The following is an 18,153-nucleotide window of genomic DNA, read 5'->3' on the forward strand; positions in this document are numbered from 1 at the left end:
GCCATGGCGCTGGAGCACGTTAACCCGAATGCGGAACCCTGCGCTATTGGGCCGCGATTGCAAATGGCGGCCGATGCGCTTATGCGGGGCCGATCCTTCGGAAGGTTGGCGCATGACGGATTTCGACGCTCAGAATCGTATCGACGATTATCTTCGGCGCCAGGTCTTCGAGGAAGAATGCTTTCTGCGCGCCTATGAGATGGACCCCTATACACGTATCGTCTATCGGCGCTTTCGCGAATTGTACTGGACCGTCTCGAGACTGCTGAAGCGCGATAATGTGGCGAATGCGTCCAGCGCATTTCGCGCGCCGATCTTTCCGGCCGCCGTGCAGCTCCAGCCGGGGCCGCGTATTCTCATCGACGCGACCGATCTCGTGGCGAGCGGCAAGGCGACCGGCATCCAGCGCGTCGTCAAGGAGATTTCCGTCAACGCCGCAGCGCTCGGCCTCGGTCTTCCCGTCGTTGTGAAGGACGGAAAGCTCGTGGCGGCTTGCGGGGAGGGGGGCGAAACGATCGAGTGCCGAGAGGGCGACATATTGCTGCTTCTCGACGCCGGCTGGAACCGGCTCGACGATTACGCGCAGCTCCTGCAGGATTTTCGGGCGCGGGGCGGAAAGATCGTCGCTTGCCTCTACGATCTCTTCCCGCTGCTTTATCCGACGCTTTACACGCACACGCTGATCGCGAATTTCGAAGCCTGGACGCATCGCGTTCTGCTGGATTGCGACGCCATTGTCGCCATTTCGAAGAGCGTCGCGGATCGTTTCGCCACCTATGTGAAAGGGCTAGAGCGCAAGCCGCGGGACGGGATGAAGCTGGGATGGTGGCGCCTCGGCGCTGATTTCAAGCAAGAGGACAAAAAAGCGCCCGCGCCGTCGATCGAGGCGCTCGCGCGGCGCGCGCCGTTTTTTCTCAGCGTCGGGACAGTGGAAACCCGGAAAGGCTATCCGGTGGCTTTGGAGGCTTTCGAAAGACTCTGGGCGGAGGGGCTCGAGGCGAATTACATCATCGTCGGCCGACCGGGATGGAACGCCGCGGCTTTCGAAGACAGGTTGCGGAGGCATCGCGAGAAGGGGCGCCGGCTCTTCTGGCTCGACAACGCCAGCGACGCCGATTTGGCTTTTCTCTACCGCGAGGCCCGCGCGGTGGTTCTGCCGACCATGGCCGAAGGCTTCGGCCTGCCGCTCGTCGAAGCGGCGCATTTCGGCGCGCCCGTGATCGCCAGCGACATTGCCGTGTTTCGGGAGATCGGCGGCGACGCTGCGTGTTATTTCGATCTTCTGGACGCGGGGAGCCTCGTCGGGCGGATTCGCCAAATGCTTGCTGCGGAAAAACACGCGCCGGTTATCCCCCCATCGAGTTGGAGCGACTCGGCTGCCGAGCTGATGAGGATGCTGCGCGAGGATTGCTATCAGCGCAGCCTCGGTTGATCGCGTCTCATATAATGAATCCAGAGCCACAAGAGCGCTGGCTTTACTCAGAGCCCGTCATTGCGAGCGAAGCGAAGCAATCCAGGGCGGCGATGCGGCCCTGGATTGCTTCGTCGGCTCCGCCTCCTCGCAATGACGGCGGTGATTTCCTGTGTGTCCGAACGGCGGGAGCGTCGGGAATGACGCTGAAACGATTAAGCGGACCTCGTATCAGAAGCGGAAAGCCCCGAGAATGTAATCAGGCTTGTCCGGCGAGCAGGGGGCGTCCAGGGGCGTCGGAAAGGTCTCCTGGCTCGGCTCGAAACGATAGCGCGCGCGGCTGGCGAAGGAGATTTCCAGAACATCGGGAAGCGGAATATTCGCGATGAGATTATAGGGGACGCAATTATTGGCGTGCACATGCGTCACGGCAAAGAGGCGATGCAGCTTTTCGAGGACGCGCTTGGCGCGAAAATAGAATTGCGGCGAAGCGAGCTGCGAGAGGTCGTGAAACTCGCACACGATCTGCGCGTGCTTGACCAGAAGCTCGTCGGGAGTTGCGTCGAAGACCTCCCATTCCCACCCTTCGATGTCCATTTTCAAGAACAGGTCGGGCGTGTCACTCTTGGAGAATTCCGCGACGAGCGCCGCAAGCGACTCGCTGTCCGGGCCAGGCTGGGCCGCGATCATTTTGCGGTGGAAGCGCAGAAGCGGGTGCGAGGAAGGCGCGTTTTCGACCGAGTGGTCGAACTGCTCGACTGGAACGCCAGCCTGCGCCATTGCGAGATCCCAGGCGTCGTCGTCACAGACGCCAAAGGAAAAAGCGTGGATCACGCCGGTAAGATCGTCGAGCTGGACATAGCCGCCGTCGCCAGCCGAGCCGACCCGCGCCTTGGCGACGCCGATCGCTTTTTGTGGCTCCAGTAGCCGAAGCGTTGCGCGCAATTCATCCTGCAGCGCTCGCGTGCCGCTCGCAGAGCTCTGCGGGAAACGAGGGAGCAGCAAATCCTTTATCTCGATGAGGCGCGCTCGGGTCTCCTCGTGACGCCAGTCTGCGTCATTGACGGATTGCGGCAAAGCCTTGCGCCGCCATTCATCGTATTTCTTTCCGAGCTCCCCCAGCGTCGTCATTTCCGCCCCTCCGCCCGTCAGAACGGGTGATATTGATACAGCCAGTTCTCCGAGATCACCTTATCGCCGTTCTTCAGGAAGAGGCGCATCTCCACCGGATCGGTTCCGTCGACGGTGAGGTCGAACTGGGCGCGCCAGTGGCCGGGCACGCCGTCGAAAACCGCTTCAGTATAAATGTAGGAGAAGGTCCCGCGCGAGGCCCAGAGAATGGGCTCGGGCTTCACGCCATAAGGGAGCTTGGCGAGCGGATCGCCCAGAAACTCGACCATGAATTTACGCACGCCCTTGGGCCGGGGCTTGCCCGGCTGGCCGCCATTGCCGAGCCGCGTCGCGACGCAGCGCGCCAGGCCGGCGGGGTAGGGCTCGTCGGCCAGCCAGTGCAGGCGGTAGGAAAATTCGAAGGCGGCGCCGGGGACAGCAGGCTTATCGGGAACCCACATGGCGACGATATTGTCGTGGATTTCGTCGTCGGTCGGGATCTCGATGAGTTGCACCGCGCCCTTGCCCCAGTCGCCTTTCGGCTCGACCCAGACGCTCGGACGGCGGTCGTAGAAGACATTGTCCTGGTAATGGTCGTAGCTGCGGTCGCGCTGCATCAGGCCGAACCCCTTCGGATTTTCGTCGCCGAAGGCCGAGGCGACGACGCGCGAGGGGTTGTTGAGCGGTCGCCACAGGCGCTCGCCGGCGCCGGTCCACATGCTGAGGCCGTCGGAGTCGTGCACCTCCGGACGCCAGTCGACGGCAGTCGGCTTCACAGTCTCGGAGAACCAATACATGGAGGTGAGCGGCGCAATGCCGAAGCGGGTGAATTTACCGCGAAGATAAAGCGCGCAGTCGATGTCCATCACGACGCCCTTGCCGCGCGTCATCAGGAACTTATAGGCGCCGACGATCGAGGGGCCTTCGAGCAGCGCGTGGAGCACCACGCCATCCTCGGTCTCCGGCCCGACATAGATATGCGTAAAGTCGGGGAATTCCTCGCTGGCGCCGGCCTGCCAGGTGTCGAGCGCAACGCCGCGCGCCGAAAGTCCGTATTGCCGCAACTCGCCGATGGCGCGGAAATAGGAGGCGCCGAGAAAAGCGACCCAGTCGTTCTTCTTCCAGTCGAGCGGGCCTTCCTTGGATTCCTGGATTCGGAAGCCTGCGAAGCCCGCCCCCGGCGGCAGTTGCCGCGCGATGGAATCGTCGGGCATGTTGAAATAGCTCGTGTCGTAAAGCACCTCGCGCGCCACGCCGTTTTCGACGGCGTGGATACGCACAGCCTTTTTGAAGAACATGCCGAGATGGAAAAACTCGATCGGAAATCGCTCCTTCGTGTCGGCGAAGAGCGCGTGATCGGTATTGTAGGTGATGTGGCCCCACTTCTCGTAGTCGATCTGCGAGGTGATTTCCGGGGCCGGGATATTGGGCTTGCGATAGGGCTCCTTCACGAGCCGCTGCGCTTCCTGCTTCAGCGCCTCGTAGGAGAAGGGCGTGGGCTCGCCGAGCTTGACATTGGAGATGCGCGACGCCGCGGCTTCGGCCGGCCGGGCGCCGACGGCGCCGAGCGCGCTCGTCGCGGCCGCGACTTTGAGGAAGGAACGGCGGTCCTGCTTCTCGATCATCTCAAGTTCCCTATCGACGAAAACCAAGGAGCCTATGGCGTCGCAATGCGGCGCTCTCTGGGCGGAACGCTCGACGCTTCAACGAGGGCTTGGGCGCGCTCAGCCGCGGATCGGCTCGTTGCGGATCGCGGTCTTCATAAAGAAATAGAGGCCGATGAGGCCAAAAGCCGCGAAGACGATCTCAATGCCGCGGCTGATCATCGGGTCGAGCTGGAACAGGCCGCCGAGCGCCCAGCCAGCCGCCCAGGATGCGCCGACAAGCTCCGTCCCGACGAGGATCGCGACGGCGACCAGCGTGGAAAGGTGCAGGTAGTTGATCGGCTTCTGGCTCATGTCCGGCTCTCGATGGCGGCGCGGCGCCGCGTAAGCCCTGCTATATCAAAGGAAGGCGCGAGGCAATACCGCGCCCTTTCTCCGCATCGCTCCCAGCGGCTCAGAACGGAATATCGTCGTCGAGCTGATCGGAAAGGCGACCGCCGCCCGCGGGCGGAGCCGGTCGGCGCTCGGCGGGCGCGCGCTCCATGGGCGAGGAGCGGCCGAAGGAGCCGCCGCCACTGCTCTGGCCATAGCCGCCGCCTTCGTAATCGCCCTCGCCGCGGCCGCCGCCCTTGCTGTCGAGCAGCGTCATCTCGCCCCGGAAACGCGGCACGACGACTTCGGTCACGCGACGCTGATTGCCGTCCTTATCCGTATATTCGCGGGTCTGGAGCTGGCCTTCGAGATAGATCTTGGCGCCCTTGCGGCAATATTGCTCGGCGATCTTGCCCAGAGCCTCGTTGAAGATCTGGACATTGTGCCACTCGGTGCGGTCCTTGCGCTCGCCCGTGCTCTTGTCGCGCCAGGACTCGGTGGTCGCGAGCGAGAAGGAAACGACGCGGTCGCCTGACGGGAAGGTCCGCACTTCCGGATCGCGGCCCAGATTGCCGACCAGAATGACCTTGTTCACGCTACCCGCCATGTCTCTCTCCACTTGCTTTCTGCGGAGCACTCTAGTGCAACGGTTTGCCTATCTCGCGCGCGGGAATCATTTGTCCACAGATGATGCGTCGGCGCCGCCGGGCTCATGTTCTTTTTTTGTTCTAGCATCCGACAGGCGTCGGCGCAAGCGCCCTCATCCGACCCTCGCTTACGCGAGGGCCACCTTCTCCCGCAAGTGCGATCGCGCGCGGGAGAAGGAGACGTGTTGAAAGATCTGTGATCCAAAACTTGGGCGGCTCTCCCTTCTCCCGTTTACGGGAGAAGGTGGCCCCTGCGTCAGCAGGGGTCGGATGAGGGCGCCAGCTCCGCCGCCAGCTTCTCCCGATCGAGTTCATCCTCCCAGGCCGAGACCACGATCGTCGCCACGCCATTGCCGATGAAATTGGTCAGCGCGCGGCATTCGCTCATGAATTTGTCGATCCCCAGCACGAAGGACATGCCCGGCGCCAGCGAGGGATCGACGGCGGTGAGCGTCGCGGCCAGCGTCACGAAGCCCGCGCCGGAGACCCCGCTCGCGCCCTTGGAGGTCAGCATGGCGACGACAAGGATCGTCGCCTGATGGGTGAAATCCAGCTCGACGCCCATGGCCCGCGCGATGAACAGGCTCGTCAGCGTCATATAGATATTCGTGCCGTCGAGATTGAAGCTGTAGCCCATCGGCACGACGAGGCCGACGACGGATTGGGAGCAGCCGAGGCGCCGGAGCTTCTCCATCAAGGCGGGCAGGGCGCTTTCGGAAGAAGACGTGCCCAGCACGATCAACAGCTCGTCTTTGAGAAAGGCCAGGAAACGGAAGATGTTGAAGCCCACCGCCGCCGCGATCACGCCGAGCACGATGGCGACGAAAAGCGCCGACGTCAGGTAGAAGGCGCCGATCAGGCCGCCCAGCGACAGAAGCGCCGCCGAGCCGTATTTTCCGACCGTATAGGCCATGGCGCCGAAGGCGCCGATGGGCGCGGCCTTCATCACGATGCCGATGAGCGCGAACATGGCGTGGCCGGCGTCGTCGACCCAATGGCGCATCGGCCGCCCTTTCTCGCCGAGCGACAGTAGCGCAAAGCCGAAAAGCAGGGAGAAAAGCAGCACCTGAAGAATATCGCCCTTGGCGAAGGCGCCGATGGCGCTCTCCGGGATGATGTCGAGAAGGAAATCGACGCCGCTGTGCTTGGCGGCGGCTTCGGTATATTTCGCGACCGCCGCCGCGTCGGGCTTGCCGGCGAAACCCGTGCCGGGCTGCAGCAGATTGCCGACCAGAAGCCCGATCGCCAGCGCAAAGGTGGAGACAATCTCGAAATAGAGGAGCGCCTTGACGCCGACGCGGCCGACTTTCTTGGCGTCTTCGATGTGCGAGACGCCTGAAACCACTGTGCAGAAGATGATCGGCGCGATCGCCATTTTGATGAGCTTCACGAAACCGTCGCCGAGCGCCTTCACCCAATCGGCGGCGGCGATCTCCGGCGCGAGCCAGCCGAATAGCGCCCCGAGGGCAATCGCGACGAGGACCTGGACGTAGAGCAGGTGGTGAAGGGGTTTCTTCATGCCGGTCTCTGGCGCAGCCTCTATAGGCCGCGCTTATGGCGGCAAAATCCGAGCGCGTCCACGTTGGAAGATTGTTCGCAGGCGGGAGCGTCGCTAAGATTCAGCCAGATTCCAACGGGAGGAGCGCATGAGCGCGGGCGATAATGAGACCTCATTTCTCGGGCAGGGTATCCAGGGCGGCGGCTCCTTTCTCGGGGGCGGCGGTCTGACGCAATGGAGCGCCGCCGAGCCCGCGCTGCAGGCGGGCGAGGGGCTCGCCTTCGAGATCAAGGGCCATGAGCTGCAGTTCCTCGAAGCCGAGCTGCGTCCCGGCGAGGCGATGATCGCCGAGGCCGGCCAGATGATGTTCAAGGATGCGGCGGTCTCGATGGAGACCATCTTCGGCGACGGCAGCGAGCAGAATACCGGCTTTTTCGGCAAGCTCCTTGGCGGCGCCAAGCGGGTGCTCTCGGGCGCGACTTTGTTCATGACGCGTTTCGCCAATGTGAGCGGGGGCCCGGCGCGCGTCGCCTTCTCGGCGCCCTATCCGGGCAAGATCCTGGCGCTGCGTCCCGACCGCTATGGCGGCGAGTTGTTTTGCCAGCGCGAGACCTTCCTCGCGGCGGCGCAGGGCGTGAAGATCGACGTGGCCTTTCAGAAGAAGATCATGACCGGGCTTTTCGGCGGCGAAGGCTTCATCATGCAGCGCCTCGCCGGGCAGGATTGGGTGTTTGTCCACGCCGGCGGCATGGTGGTGGAGCGTGAGCTCGCGCCGGGGGAGGAGATTCACGTCGACGCCGGCTGCCTCGTCGCGCAGACCGCGACGGTCAGTTTCGACGTTGTGCCCGTCGGCGGGATCAAATCCATGATCTTCGGCGGCGAGGGCTTCTTTTTTGCGCGGCTGATCGGGCCGGGCCACGTCTGGCTGCAATCCATGCCAGTTTCTCGGCTTGCCGGCCAAATCCTGTCGCGCGCGCCGGCCCATGCCGAGGTGGGCGTGGGCCATAGCTGGGGCGGGGGCTCCGGCGGATCGTCGGGGGACTCGTCGTCGTTCGGCTCCTGGGGCGACTCGTCGGGTTCCGGCGGCGACGACGCCTGACGTCTCTAACTGTCCTCCCAGGGCTAGGGGAGCCACAGATTTCGGGAGCGTCATGGCCGGGCTTGTCCCGGCCACCCACGCCGAGGGGCACAGTCCTAACTGGACGCGTGGTCGTGAATGATAAGTTTAGGCAGGGCGTCGATGTACGCCCAGCGGTCGCCGTGGTTTGCGCGGCGTGGGTGGCCGGGACAAGCCCGGCCATGACGTGGTGTGCATTTGGTGGCCCTCTAGGGGAAGTTTGGCTGGGCGAGCCTGATCGACGAAGCAAATTATGAACGGCATTTTTTACTCACCCGTTTGAGGCCCAAATGAAACCTATCGAGCTGATATTTGCGTTGGGCGCCGGCGTTTTCTTCTCCGGCGTGGCTCATGGTGCCGGCTGTCAGCCCGGCAATGAAAAATGCCCGCTTATTTTGAAAATGAAGCGGGGTTCGGATACGATCTCGTTCTCCTGCATGTTGTCATCCGCCAAGCCGGGCTGCGCCGCGGCGTTCGAAGCCCGCGCCGGTCAGGTTGCGACCCTGCGGGGCGACCCCATCGCGCATGAAAATTTGGTCTTTCCCAGCGGCGACGGCACGGACGAGCTCGAATTGGGTCCCTACCCCCTGCCGGAAACAGGGACGTACACGCTCAAATTGTCCTATGGCGCATCCATGATGTCCCGAGACGCGAACGACCGCCCGGCGAAATACCGCTGGACGCTTCGCGTCCATTGACCCTTTTCTGCCGGGCGCAGCTCAGGGGGCCCTGCGCATCGTCTGCGATTTCCGCAACGCAACAAGTGGCGTTTGTCCCCGGCAGCGCTTAGATTAACGTTTCCCGCGTTTCTACCAGCCTTCGGCAAATGGCGAGCACCAGCAAGAAATCCGCGCAGACGCTAGAGAAGACCTTCGACGCCGCCAGACGTGCGGCCGACGAAAAGACCATCTCCATCCGAGGCGCCCGCGAGCACAATCTCAAAAACGTCGACTTGACGATCCCCCGCGACAAATTCGTGGTGTTCACGGGCTTGTCGGGCTCCGGCAAATCGTCGCTCGCCTTCGACACCATCTACGCCGAGGGCCAGCGACGCTACGTCGAGTCGCTCTCGGCCTACGCCCGCCAGTTTCTGGAAATGATGCAGAAGCCCGACGTCGATCAGATCGACGGGCTGTCGCCGGCCATTTCCATCGAGCAGAAGACGACCTCCAAAAATCCGCGCTCGACCGTGGGCACGGTCACGGAGATCCACGACTATATGCGCCTGCTCTGGGCGCGCGTGGGCGTGCCTTATTCGCCGGCCACCGGCCTGCCGATCGAGAGCCAGACGGTCTCGCAGATGGTCGACCGCGTGCTCGCTTTGCCGGAAAGCTCGCGGCTCTATCTGCTCGCGCCCGTCGTGCGCGGCCGCAAGGGTGAATATAAGAAAGAGATCGCCGAATTCACCCGGCGCGGCTTTCAGCGTTTGAAGATCGACGGCGCCTATTACGACATCGCCGACGCGCCGCCGCTCGATAAGAAGTTGAAGCACGATATCGACGTGGTCGTGGACCGCATCGTGGTCCGCAAGGATATGTCGTCGCGCCTCGCCGACAGTTTCGAAACGGCGCTGGATCTCGCCGGCGGGCTGGCGGTGATCGAATTCGCCGACAGCAAAGCCAGCGCGGAACTCGCGCAGGCGGCGGCCAATGTCTCGACCCATTATGCGCCGGGCCATATCGTCTTCTCGTCGAAATTCGCCTGCCCGGTATCGGGCTTCACCATTCCTGAGATCGAGCCGCGGCTTTTCTCCTTCAACAATCCGTTCGGCGCCTGTCCGACCTGCGGCGGCATCGGCTGCGAGCAGAAGGTCGACGCCGATCTCGTCGTGCCCAATCCGAAGCTGACCTTGCGCAAAGGGGCCGTCGCGCCTTGGGCGAAGTCCTCTTCGCCCTATTACATGCAGACGCTCGAAGCGCTGGGAAAGCACTACAAATTCCGCCTCGACAGCGCTTGGGAGGACCTGCCCGAGAAAGCGCGGAACGTCATTCTCTTCGGCTCCGGCAAGGAGGAGATCAAGTTTTCGTATGAGGACGGCTTCCGCGCCTATGACGTGAAGAAGCCCTTTGAGGGCGTCGTCATCAATCTGGAGCGGCGGTTTCTCGAAACCGATAGCGAATGGGCGCGTGAGGAGATCGGGCGCTTCATGTCGGCGACGCCGTGTCTTGCCTGCGAAGGCTTCCGCCTGAAGCCGGAAGCGCTCGCGGTGAAGATCGCCGGCAAGCATATCGGCGAGGTGTCCGAACTCTCGGTGCGCATGGCGCTCGAGTGGTTCACTAAACTTCCGGGCGAACTCGACAAGAAGAAGAACGAGATCGCCTTCCGCATCCTGAAGGAAATTCGCGAGCGGCTGACCTTCCTTGTCGACGTGGGCCTCGATTATCTGACGCTCTCGCGCAATTCCGGCACGCTGTCGGGCGGCGAGAGCCAGCGCATTCGTCTCGCCTCGCAGATCGGCTCGGGACTGACAGGCGTGCTTTACGTTCTCGATGAGCCGTCGATCGGCCTGCATCAGCGCGATAACGACCGCCTGCTCGATACGCTGCGCCGGCTGCGCAATCTCGGCAACAGCGTCATCGTCGTGGAGCATGACGAGGACGCGATACTTGCCGCTGATTATGTGGTGGACGTCGGCCCCGGCGCCGGCATTCATGGCGGGCGGATCGTGGCGCAGGGAACGCCGCAGGAGATCATGGACAATCCTGTCTCGCTGACCGGCCAATATCTCACCGGCGAGAAGCAGGTGCGGCTCGTTCACAAGCTGAGAAAGCCGACGCCGGGGCGTTGGCTCAAGCTCTCCGGCGCGCGCGGCAATAATCTCAAGGATGTCGACGCGCAAATTCCGCTGGGGCTTTTCACTGCGGTGACGGGCGTCTCCGGCGGCGGCAAGTCGACGCTCGTGATCGAAACGCTCTACAAGGCAATCGCGCGTCGCCTCAACAACGCCCATGAGGTTCCCGCGCCTTTCGATCAGCTCGAAGGGCTGGAGCATATCGACAAGATCATCGACATCGACCAATCGCCGATCGGCCGCACGCCGCGCTCCAATCCCGCGACCTATACGGGCGCCTTCACGCCGATCCGCGAATGGTTCGCCGGCCTGCCGGAGGCAAAGGCGCGCGGCTATGCGCCGGGGCGCTTCTCCTTCAATGTGAAGGGCGGGCGCTGCGAGGCCTGTCAGGGCGACGGCGTCATCAAGATCGAGATGCACTTTCTGCCGGATGTCTACGTCACCTGCGACGTCTGCAAGGGCAAGCGCTACGATCGCGAAACGCTGGAAGTGAAATATCGCGAAAAATCGATCGCGGATGTGCTCGACATGACGGTCGAGGAAGCGGCGACGCTGTTCAAGGCCGTGCCGTCGATCCGCGACAAGATGGAGACCTTGAAGCGCGTCGGCCTCGACTATGTCCACGTCGGGCAGCAGGCGACGACGCTTTCGGGCGGCGAGGCGCAGCGCGTCAAGCTGTCGAAGGAGCTGTCGCGCCGCTCAACGGGTCGGACGCTCTATATTCTCGACGAGCCGACGACGGGCCTGCATTTCCACGATGTGGCGAAACTGCTCGAAGTGCTGCATGAGCTTGTGGAGCAGGGCAATACGGTCGTCGTGATCGAGCATAATCTGGAGGTGATCAAGACCGCCGACTGGATCATCGATATGGGGCCGGAGGGCGGCGACGGCGGCGGAGAGATTGTCGCGGCGGGCCCGCCCGCCGACATCATCAAGGAAAAGCGCAGCCACACCGGCCGCTATCTGGCGGAAGTGATGACGCGGCGGCCGCTCGTCAGCGAGAAGAAGCCGGCGCGGCGGGGCGCGAAGGTGGGGTGAGGGGCTCCTGGCCTCGGTAGACCCACCTCTGCCGCTGCGCTTCGAGGCCCCAGACGGCGCCGAGCATGAAGAAGACGAAGCGCCAGTGGTCGACATCGATCTGGAAGCCTTGCAGGAACAGGCCGATCGCCGCGGGCACGACGGCTTGCGCCTGACGCTGCGCGGGCGAGAGCGTAAACATCAGCCGCAAGCCGATGAAGACTGTCACGCCGACGAGCAGAAAGAAGAGAAAGCCGCCGAGCCAGCCATTGTTGGCGAAGGCGCCGACATAGGAATTATGCGGCTCGAGATCAAAAATGAGACGGAAACGCAGCGGCCCGAACCCCATGAAACGGTCGAGCAACATCGGGATCGAGCGGAGCTGATTGCCGAAACGGCCGGTGGAGCCTTCGTCATAGTCTTGCGTGGCGGCGGTGCGCTGGGAGAAGAATTCCCGTGTCTCGGGGACTGAGAGAACCACGGCGATCACGACGCCGATCATCGCCACCGCGCCGAATGCCGCCATGACGATCCGGCGTTTCATCTTCCTGTTTGTCGAGCTGACGAAGACGGAGGCGAGCATCAGAACGAAAGCGACGACCGTCGCGCCATAGGAGCCGCGCGAGAAAGACAGAAACATGCCGAGGAAAACGACGAGCAGCATCGCGCCTGTGAGAATGACGCTGCGCGTTGGTCCGACAATCAGCCGGTGCGCCAGAGCGACGATCGGCAGCACGAGAAAGGAGCCGAGAACATTGGGGTCTTTGAACGTGCCGGAGGCGCGGCCCGCATGCAGGAAAACGCCTTCGCCAAACCCGGGGATGCCGGAATAGCCAAGAATGCCGGCGATCGACGCGATCAGCGCGCCAGCGATATAAGCATTAAGACATAAACCCACGCGGCGGTTCGTTTCATTGCCCATGAAGAGCGCATAGAACAGGCCGGTGAGAACGAGATAGGCCGACTGATACTGGTAGAGTGATGAATCGGCGCTGTCCCAATAGGGAATGAGCGCCAGAAAGCCCATAATCGTATAGGCGATGATCAGAAAGGCGAAGACGAGAAAGCTGCGGTTGATCGAAAAGCCGCCGAGAAACCAGAGCGGCATGGCGACGAGCGAGGCGAAGTCATAGGGCGAGGGCTCGATGATCGCGATGGCGCCGCAAGCCACGAATATAAAGACGGCGACGTCGACGAGGCGCTGGTAGTTGACGACCAAGCCGGTCTTTTGCGCGGCGGCGTCTATCATCCGTTGCGACTCTCAGCGGTCTGCGGCCCGCGCCGCAATGGCGTCGCGATAGCCTTGCAGAACATCGTCGACCATGCGCGAGACCGAAAACCGCGAGGCGACATAAGTCGAGAGCGCCCGCGCTTCCTCATGGAGCGTCTCCGCCGGTTGGGAGAGGAGACGCGCGAGAGCGTCCGCCAGGATTTCCGGGTTGTCGGGTTGAATGAGGCGATCTGCATAGGGCCCGAAGATTTCCGGCACGCCGCCTACATTGGTGGCGACGAGCGGAACGCCCGCCGCCGCCGCTTCCAGCACGATATAGGGTAGGGATTCGAAGCGGCTCGGCACGACCATCGCGCGCCCCAAAGCGAAAGCCTCGCGCGCGGGCCGCGGGCTCCCGAAAACGATCCTGTCCGCCAGACCGGCCTCTTGCGCCTGGCGTTCGAGCGCAGCTCTATTTGGCCCGCCGCCGATCAGCAGAAGGCGTGGCGTCAGGCCGCGTCGACCCAGCAACACCATGGCGTCGATCAGCGTGTCGATGCCTTTGGCGTCGCGCAGCTCGCCGACATAAAGCAGATCCACGGCGTCCGCCCGCGGTTGCACGGGCGCGAATTCGTCCTCGGAAACGCCATTGGGAATGATGCGCGCGAGGCCCTTCGGCTTGCCGACGAACGCCTCGAAGCGGGAGGCGATAAAGGCGCTCTCGAACAACAGCGCGTCGGTGCGCGTGGCAAGCAAGGCTTCCATCGCCATGAAGATGCGATGGCTGAGAGAGCCGGGCTCGTAATTGAGGCTTCCGCCATGCGGCGTGTAGATGCGGACGGGGCTATTATCCCCGGAGAACAAGCCGTTCGCGCGCGCATAAACGCCGCCCTTCGAGCCATGGCCATGGACGACATCGGGTTTCAACGCCGCGATGCGCTTGTTGATCGCGATGGCGGCCCCAAGGTCGGAGGGATGCGGCAAACGGTGGATCGGCAGGCGCATGACGCCGAGAGAAAGCTTGGGGAGCAGTTCGGCGAATTGTTTTTCAGCCGCCGCGCCGCCGGTGGTCGAGTCCGCGATCAGGCCGACCGCATGGCCGCGCGCGATTTGCGCTCGCGTCAGATCGAGCACATGGCGAAACAGGCCGCCCACGGGGGCGCGAAACACATGCACAATGCGTAGCGGCGCTGCCGAATGTTCCGCGGACTGCTGCACCAGGGATGTCCTTTTCCCTCTGCTTTATCGCGCCGCTCAGCAGAGTCGCCCATTTTCGCCCCAAGCGACTATTTTGCTTCTTGCTTAAGAATAAGTTAGCGGCGCCCGAGGATCGGGCGCCGCTGCAGGAATTTTTGCTCTTCATAGCCACTGTCATTCCTCACCTTATTGAGGATTTCGATCACCATTTGCTCTATGGGTTCGCGTGGGCGCGTAGTGGCCCAGCATTCGGGCAGCGAAGCGCTTGCCGAGGCTGCTTTGCAAAAGCGGGCCGCGCGTGAAGGCGGAACGATAATTGCCTTGACTGAACACCATTATGGTGTAACGCCGTATGAATGAAAAGCGGAAGCCGACCTACGATTTGGCAGCTTTTAAGTTGGCTTGCGGGGACGCCGATAAGCTCAATGCTACGGGCACGGCTGTGCGGAGCGCTGCGGCCTTGGGTTTCGGCCGAGTGGACATCGCCGCAACGATTCAGACCATGCAGCGCGACCATTTCTACAAATCCATGACCTCTTACGCAGATCATCGGATTTGGCAGGACGTCTATCACGTGCCCTCGCCGGTCGGCGCGCTTTACATCAAGTTCACGGCCGACGCCGTGACGGAATTTTTGTTGCTGTCGTTCAAGGAGAAAGACAATGACTAATCCAGTCTGTCCGACGACGGGAGCGCCGATGCAGCGCGGGGTGCGTCCCATGACCCTCGACTACAAAGGCGCGAGCATCACCTTCGACATGCCCGGCTGGTATTGTGAGGAGTCCGGCGAAAGCATCCACACGGGCGAGGACATGAAGGTGTCCGACCGCGCCCTTAATCGGCTCAAAGCCGAGAGAGAGGGCTTGCCTTCGCCGGAGGAGATCAAGCGCATTCGTACCAAGCTGGGGTTGACCCAAGAGCAAGCCGGCGAGCTAATCGGCGGCGGGCCGCGCGCCTTCCAAAAATACGAGGCGGGCGATCTTCTGCCCAGTCGTGCGATTGGCAGTGCGCTCGCATTGCTCGATCATGACCCTTCGGGCTTGGCCGTGCTGTCTGCACGGCCGCGTCCGGCCTCCCCGCCTTCGTTCGGCGAACTCCGCGCGGGCGATTAATGGGGCAGTTTTGACTGAGGCAATTTCGTAGCTTTGCTGCAGCAAATGGCAAGGACGGGCGAACAGTCCGACCGCCCGTAAATGCTTTCGCAAGACTCTCGACCGGAAACCAGAGCCAAGCTGCGCTGCTCTGGATCCCCGACGCTTCGCTTACGCGAAGCGTCGGGGACGACGCTCAAGCTAGCCTCAGTTGCGCACCGAAGCCGGCTTCTGATCGGGCTCCGACGACTCGGGGCCACCGGCCGTCGCTTCCGGCTCGTCGGCGCTCGCGCGCTTCTTGCCGGCTTCGATAATGTCGCGCTCGGGACGCGGCAGCACCGGGCCTTCCGGGAAGACGAAGCCGAGCTTCTTCTCGCCCTTGTCGTCGCCGACGACCACCACGCGCACGGCGCCGCCATTCTTGAGGCGGCCGAACAGCACCTCGTCGGCCAGCGGCGTCTTGATCGACTGATGGATGACGCGGGACATCGGCCGCGCGCCCATCGCCTCGTCATAGCCGTGCTCGACGAGCCAGCCGCGCGCTTCATCGGTGAGCTCGATAGTGACGTTGCGGTCGGCGAGCTGCGCCTCGAGCTGCATGATGAATTTGTCGACGACACGCTTGATGACATCCACCGGCAGATGGCCGAAGGGCACGATCGCGTCGAGACGGTTGCGGAATTCCGGCGCGAACAGCCGGTTGATCGCCTCGCTGTCGTCGAGATGGGCGCGGGTGCGGGTAAAGCCGATCGGCGTGCGGGCGAGATCGGCCGCGCCCGCATTGGTCGTCATGATGAGAATGACATTGCGGAAGTCGATCGTCTTGCCGTTGTGGTCGGTGAGCTTCCCGTGGTCCATGACCTGCAGCAGAATATTGTAGAGGTCGGGATGCGCCTTCTCGATCTCGTCGAGTAGCAGAACGCAATGCGGATGCTGGTCGATTGCGTCGGTCAGCAGGCCGCCCTGGTCGAAGCCGACATAGCCGGGAGGCGCGCCGATAAGCCGGCTCACCGTGTGGCGCTCCATATATTCCGACATGTCGAAGCGCACGAGCTCGATGCCGAGCGAAGTGGCAAGTTGGCGCGCGGCCTCTGTCTTGCCGACGCCCGTGGGGCCCGAGAAGAGATAGCAGCCGATCGGCTTCTCTTGGTCGCGCAAGCCGGCGCGCGCGAGCTTGATCGCCGAGGTGAGGGCGCCGATCGCCTTCTCCTGACCGTAGACCACGCGCCGCAGCGTCTCGTCGAGATGGGCGAGCACTTCGGCGTCGTCCTTGGAGACGGTCTTGGGCGGGATGCGCGCCATGGTGGCGATTGTCGCCTCGATCTCTTTGAGGCCGATCGTCTTCTTGCGCTTGTTCTCGGCGAGCAGCATCTGCGCCGCGCCGGTCTCGTCGATCACGTCGATGGCTTTGTCGGGAAGCTTACGGTCGTGAATGTAACGGGCCGAAAGCTCCACCGCCGCCTTCAAAGCGTCATTGGTGTAGCGGATCTTGTGGAACTCTTCGAAATAGGGCTTCAGACCCTTGATGATTTCGATGGCGTCCGGGATCGACGGCTCATTGACGTCGATCTTCTGGAAGCGACGCACGAGCGCGCGATCCTTTTCGAAATACTGGCGGTATTCCTTATAGGTCGTCGAGCCGATGCAGCGCAGCACGCCCTGGGCGAGCGCGGGCTTCAACAGATTGGAGGCGTCCATGGCGCCGCCCGAGGTGGCGCCGGCGCCGATGACGGTGTGAATTTCGTCGATGAAGAGGATCGCGTCCTTGTGGTTCTCGATCTCTTTGACGACCTGCTTCAAGCGCTCCTCGAAATCGCCGCGGTAGCGCGTGCCGGCGAGCAGGGCGCCCATATCAAGCGCGAAGACCGTGGCGTTGCCCAGCACATCCGGAACCTCGCCCTGGATGATCTTGCGCGCCAGGCCTTCGGCGATCGCCGTCTTGCCGACGCCGGGGTCGCCGACGAGGAGCGGATTGTTCTTGTGGCGGCGGCAGAGGACCTGAATCGTGCGCAAAACCTCGGCCTCACGGCCGATCAGCGGGTCGATGCGGCCGTCGCGCGCCTTTTTGTTCAGATTGACGCAATAGGCCTCGAGCGCGCCCTCTTTCTTACGGCTCTCGCCGTCGCGGGTCTCGCGCCCTTCCGCGCGTTCGCCATCCTCCTCGACGCCGCGCGGGGCGCGGGTCTGGTCGGAAAGGCCGGGGCGCTTGGCGATGCCGTGGCTGATGTAGTTCACGGCGTCATAGCGCGTCATATCCTGCTCCTGCAGGAAGTAGACGGCATGGCTCTCGCGCTCGGCGAAGAGCGCCACGAGCACATTTGCGCCGCTCACATCCTCGCGCCCGGAGGATTGCACGCTGATGATGGCGCGCTGAACTACGCGCTGGAAGCCGGCGGTCGGCTTGCACTCATCGGCGTCCTCATTGACCAGATTGTCGAGTTCTCGGTCGATGTAGTCGCGCAAATTCTTGGCGAGTAGCTCGAGATCGACGGAGCAGGCCCGCAGCACGGCGGAGGCGTCGGCGTCCTCTATCAGGCTTAGCAGCAGATGTTCGAGGGTGGCGTATTCGTGATGACGCTCGCGCGCGGAGGCGAGGGCGCGGTCCAGGGTCTGTTTCAGATTGCGCGAGAACGTCGGCATATGCTGCGAGCCTCTCTATTTTTTCTCCATGATGCACTGCAAAGGATGCTGATGCTTCCTTGCGAAATCCATCACTTGGGTGACCTTCGTTTCGGCGACTTCATAGGTGTAGACACCGCATTCGCCGACGCCATGGTTGTGGACGTGCAGCATGATGCGCGTAGCTTCCTCGACAGATTTGTTGAAGTATTTACGCAGAACGATCACAACGAACTCTTGTGTCGTATAATCGTCATTGAGCAACAATACCCGGTACATATTCGGACGGCGCGTCTGCTGGCGGGTGCGCGTGATGAGCGCCGTGCCAGCGGAGCCGCCGTCGCCTGATTTCTTTGGCTCTTTGCCGGCCCTCAGAGGCAAGCCCAGCGGCTTGCCGCCCCAAAAAGGGGCCGGGCCCGGCCGGGAAATCGCCTGTTGGGTTTGGATAGATGTCAACGCCGCCACGTCC

General features: G+C 62.8%; 15 protein-coding genes. 6 read left to right on the forward strand and 9 right to left on the reverse strand.

Annotated elements, in window-relative coordinates:
- The first annotated feature begins 112 nt into the window (after window positions 1-112).
- The gene (locus QMG84_RS07050; RefSeq protein WP_281931410.1) at window positions 113-1,432 is read left to right on the forward strand and encodes a glycosyltransferase family 4 protein; all 1,320 of its coding nucleotides are present in this window, start codon (window positions 113-115) and stop codon (window positions 1,430-1,432) included.
- A gap of 210 nt (window positions 1,433-1,642) precedes the next feature.
- On the opposite strand, the gene QMG84_RS07055 is transcribed toward QMG84_RS07050, so the two are convergent.
- From QMG84_RS07055 to dctA, 5 genes are all read right to left on the reverse strand, one after another.
- Window positions 1,643-2,542: an FkbM family methyltransferase gene (locus tag QMG84_RS07055; protein WP_281931411.1), complete on the reverse strand. Its 900-nt coding sequence runs from the start codon at window positions 2,540-2,542 to the stop codon at window positions 1,643-1,645.
- A gap of 17 nt (window positions 2,543-2,559) precedes the next feature.
- A complete protein-coding gene (locus QMG84_RS07060) occupies window positions 2,560-4,146 on the reverse strand; it encodes an OpgD/OpgG family glucan biosynthesis protein (protein ID WP_281931413.1) in 1,587 nt (528 codons plus the stop codon).
- Window positions 4,147-4,245: 99 nt separating this feature from the next.
- Entirely contained in the window at window positions 4,246-4,479 is a 234-nt protein-coding gene (locus QMG84_RS07065) for a hypothetical protein (RefSeq protein WP_202072554.1), read from the reverse strand.
- A gap of 100 nt (window positions 4,480-4,579) precedes the next feature.
- Window positions 4,580-5,104 (reverse strand): single-stranded DNA-binding protein, encoded by a 525-nt coding sequence (gene ssb, locus QMG84_RS07070; protein ID WP_281931414.1) that lies wholly within the window; start codon window positions 5,102-5,104, stop codon window positions 4,580-4,582.
- Window positions 5,105-5,400: 296 nt separating this feature from the next.
- The gene (dctA, locus tag QMG84_RS07075) at window positions 5,401-6,663 is read right to left on the reverse strand and encodes a C4-dicarboxylate transporter DctA (protein ID WP_281931416.1); all 1,263 of its coding nucleotides are present in this window, start codon (window positions 6,661-6,663) and stop codon (window positions 5,401-5,403) included.
- Between the two features lie 127 nt (window positions 6,664-6,790).
- Here dctA and QMG84_RS07080 point away from each other — a divergent pair, with 127 nt between their 5' ends.
- The 3 genes from QMG84_RS07080 (at window position 6,791) to uvrA (ending at window position 11,588) form a co-directional block, all read left to right on the forward strand.
- Window positions 6,791-7,741: an AIM24 family protein gene (locus QMG84_RS07080; protein WP_281931418.1), complete on the forward strand. Its 951-nt coding sequence runs from the start codon at window positions 6,791-6,793 to the stop codon at window positions 7,739-7,741.
- A 308-nt stretch (window positions 7,742-8,049) separates the two neighbouring features.
- Window positions 8,050-8,457: a hypothetical protein gene (locus tag QMG84_RS07085; RefSeq protein ID WP_281931419.1), complete on the forward strand. Its 408-nt coding sequence runs from the start codon at window positions 8,050-8,052 to the stop codon at window positions 8,455-8,457.
- A 128-nt stretch (window positions 8,458-8,585) separates the two neighbouring features.
- Window positions 8,586-11,588 (forward strand): excinuclease ABC subunit UvrA, encoded by a 3,003-nt coding sequence (gene uvrA / locus QMG84_RS07090; protein ID WP_281931420.1) that lies wholly within the window; start codon window positions 8,586-8,588, stop codon window positions 11,586-11,588.
- Here the strand turns inward: uvrA and QMG84_RS07095 are convergent.
- Together QMG84_RS07095 and QMG84_RS07100 are read right to left on the reverse strand one after the other, a co-directional pair.
- The gene (locus tag QMG84_RS07095) at window positions 11,545-12,816 is read right to left on the reverse strand and encodes an O-antigen ligase family protein (protein ID WP_281931421.1); all 1,272 of its coding nucleotides are present in this window, start codon (window positions 12,814-12,816) and stop codon (window positions 11,545-11,547) included. The genes uvrA and QMG84_RS07095 overlap by 44 nt on opposite strands.
- A 12-nt stretch (window positions 12,817-12,828) precedes the next feature.
- The gene (locus tag QMG84_RS07100; protein WP_281931423.1) at window positions 12,829-13,995 is read right to left on the reverse strand and encodes a glycosyltransferase family 4 protein; all 1,167 of its coding nucleotides are present in this window, start codon (window positions 13,993-13,995) and stop codon (window positions 12,829-12,831) included.
- Window positions 13,996-14,326: 331 nt separating this feature from the next.
- Between QMG84_RS07100 and QMG84_RS07105 the strand changes: the two genes are divergently transcribed.
- Window positions 14,327-14,644 (forward strand): type II toxin-antitoxin system MqsR family toxin, encoded by a 318-nt coding sequence (locus tag QMG84_RS07105; RefSeq protein WP_281931424.1) that lies wholly within the window; start codon window positions 14,327-14,329, stop codon window positions 14,642-14,644.
- A 49-nt stretch (window positions 14,645-14,693) separates the two neighbouring features.
- Window positions 14,694-15,086: a type II toxin-antitoxin system MqsA family antitoxin gene (locus QMG84_RS07110; protein ID WP_281931426.1), complete on the forward strand. Its 393-nt coding sequence runs from the start codon at window positions 14,694-14,696 to the stop codon at window positions 15,084-15,086.
- A gap of 186 nt (window positions 15,087-15,272) precedes the next feature.
- Here QMG84_RS07110 and clpA read toward each other — a convergent pair whose 3' ends face one another.
- Together clpA and clpS are read right to left on the reverse strand one after the other, a co-directional pair.
- Window positions 15,273-17,705 carry an ATP-dependent Clp protease ATP-binding subunit ClpA gene (clpA, locus tag QMG84_RS07115; protein WP_281931428.1) on the reverse strand — a complete coding sequence of 811 codons (2,433 nt, stop codon included), beginning with the start codon at window positions 17,703-17,705 and terminating at the stop codon, window positions 15,273-15,275.
- A 15-nt stretch (window positions 17,706-17,720) separates the two neighbouring features.
- Window positions 17,721-18,071: an ATP-dependent Clp protease adapter ClpS gene (gene clpS / locus QMG84_RS07120; protein ID WP_202072839.1), complete on the reverse strand. Its 351-nt coding sequence runs from the start codon at window positions 18,069-18,071 to the stop codon at window positions 17,721-17,723.
- Window positions 18,072-18,153 lie beyond the last annotated feature (82 nt).

The sequence above is a fragment of the Methylocystis iwaonis genome (assembly GCF_027925385.1).
In the GTDB taxonomy this organism is placed as follows: domain Bacteria; phylum Pseudomonadota; class Alphaproteobacteria; order Rhizobiales; family Beijerinckiaceae; genus Methylocystis; species Methylocystis iwaonis.

What these genes read in the sequence shown, in the direction of transcription:
- QMG84_RS07050 (WP_281931410.1), top strand. Translation starts at nt 113, where the DNA reads ATGACGGATTTCGACGCTCAGAATCGTATCGACGATTATCTTCGGCGC.
- QMG84_RS07055 (WP_281931411.1), bottom strand. Translation starts at nt 2,542, where the DNA reads ATGACGACGCTGGGGGAGCTCGGAAAGAAATACGATGAATGGCGGCGC.
- QMG84_RS07060 (WP_281931413.1), bottom strand. Translation starts at nt 4,146, where the DNA reads ATGATCGAGAAGCAGGACCGCCGTTCCTTCCTCAAAGTCGCGGCCGCG.
- QMG84_RS07065 (WP_202072554.1), bottom strand. Translation starts at nt 4,479, where the DNA reads ATGAGCCAGAAGCCGATCAACTACCTGCACCTTTCCACGCTGGTCGCC.
- ssb (WP_281931414.1), bottom strand. Translation starts at nt 5,104, where the DNA reads ATGGCGGGTAGCGTGAACAAGGTCATTCTGGTCGGCAATCTGGGCCGC.
- dctA (WP_281931416.1), bottom strand. Translation starts at nt 6,663, where the DNA reads ATGAAGAAACCCCTTCACCACCTGCTCTACGTCCAGGTCCTCGTCGCG.
- QMG84_RS07080 (WP_281931418.1), top strand. Translation starts at nt 6,791, where the DNA reads ATGAGCGCGGGCGATAATGAGACCTCATTTCTCGGGCAGGGTATCCAG.
- QMG84_RS07085 (WP_281931419.1), top strand. Translation starts at nt 8,050, where the DNA reads ATGAAACCTATCGAGCTGATATTTGCGTTGGGCGCCGGCGTTTTCTTC.
- uvrA (WP_281931420.1), top strand. Translation starts at nt 8,586, where the DNA reads ATGGCGAGCACCAGCAAGAAATCCGCGCAGACGCTAGAGAAGACCTTC.
- QMG84_RS07095 (WP_281931421.1), bottom strand. Translation starts at nt 12,816, where the DNA reads ATGATAGACGCCGCCGCGCAAAAGACCGGCTTGGTCGTCAACTACCAG.
- QMG84_RS07105 (WP_281931424.1), top strand. Translation starts at nt 14,327, where the DNA reads ATGAATGAAAAGCGGAAGCCGACCTACGATTTGGCAGCTTTTAAGTTG.
- QMG84_RS07110 (WP_281931426.1), top strand. Translation starts at nt 14,694, where the DNA reads ATGACCCTCGACTACAAAGGCGCGAGCATCACCTTCGACATGCCCGGC.
- clpA (WP_281931428.1), bottom strand. Translation starts at nt 17,705, where the DNA reads ATGCCGACGTTCTCGCGCAATCTGAAACAGACCCTGGACCGCGCCCTC.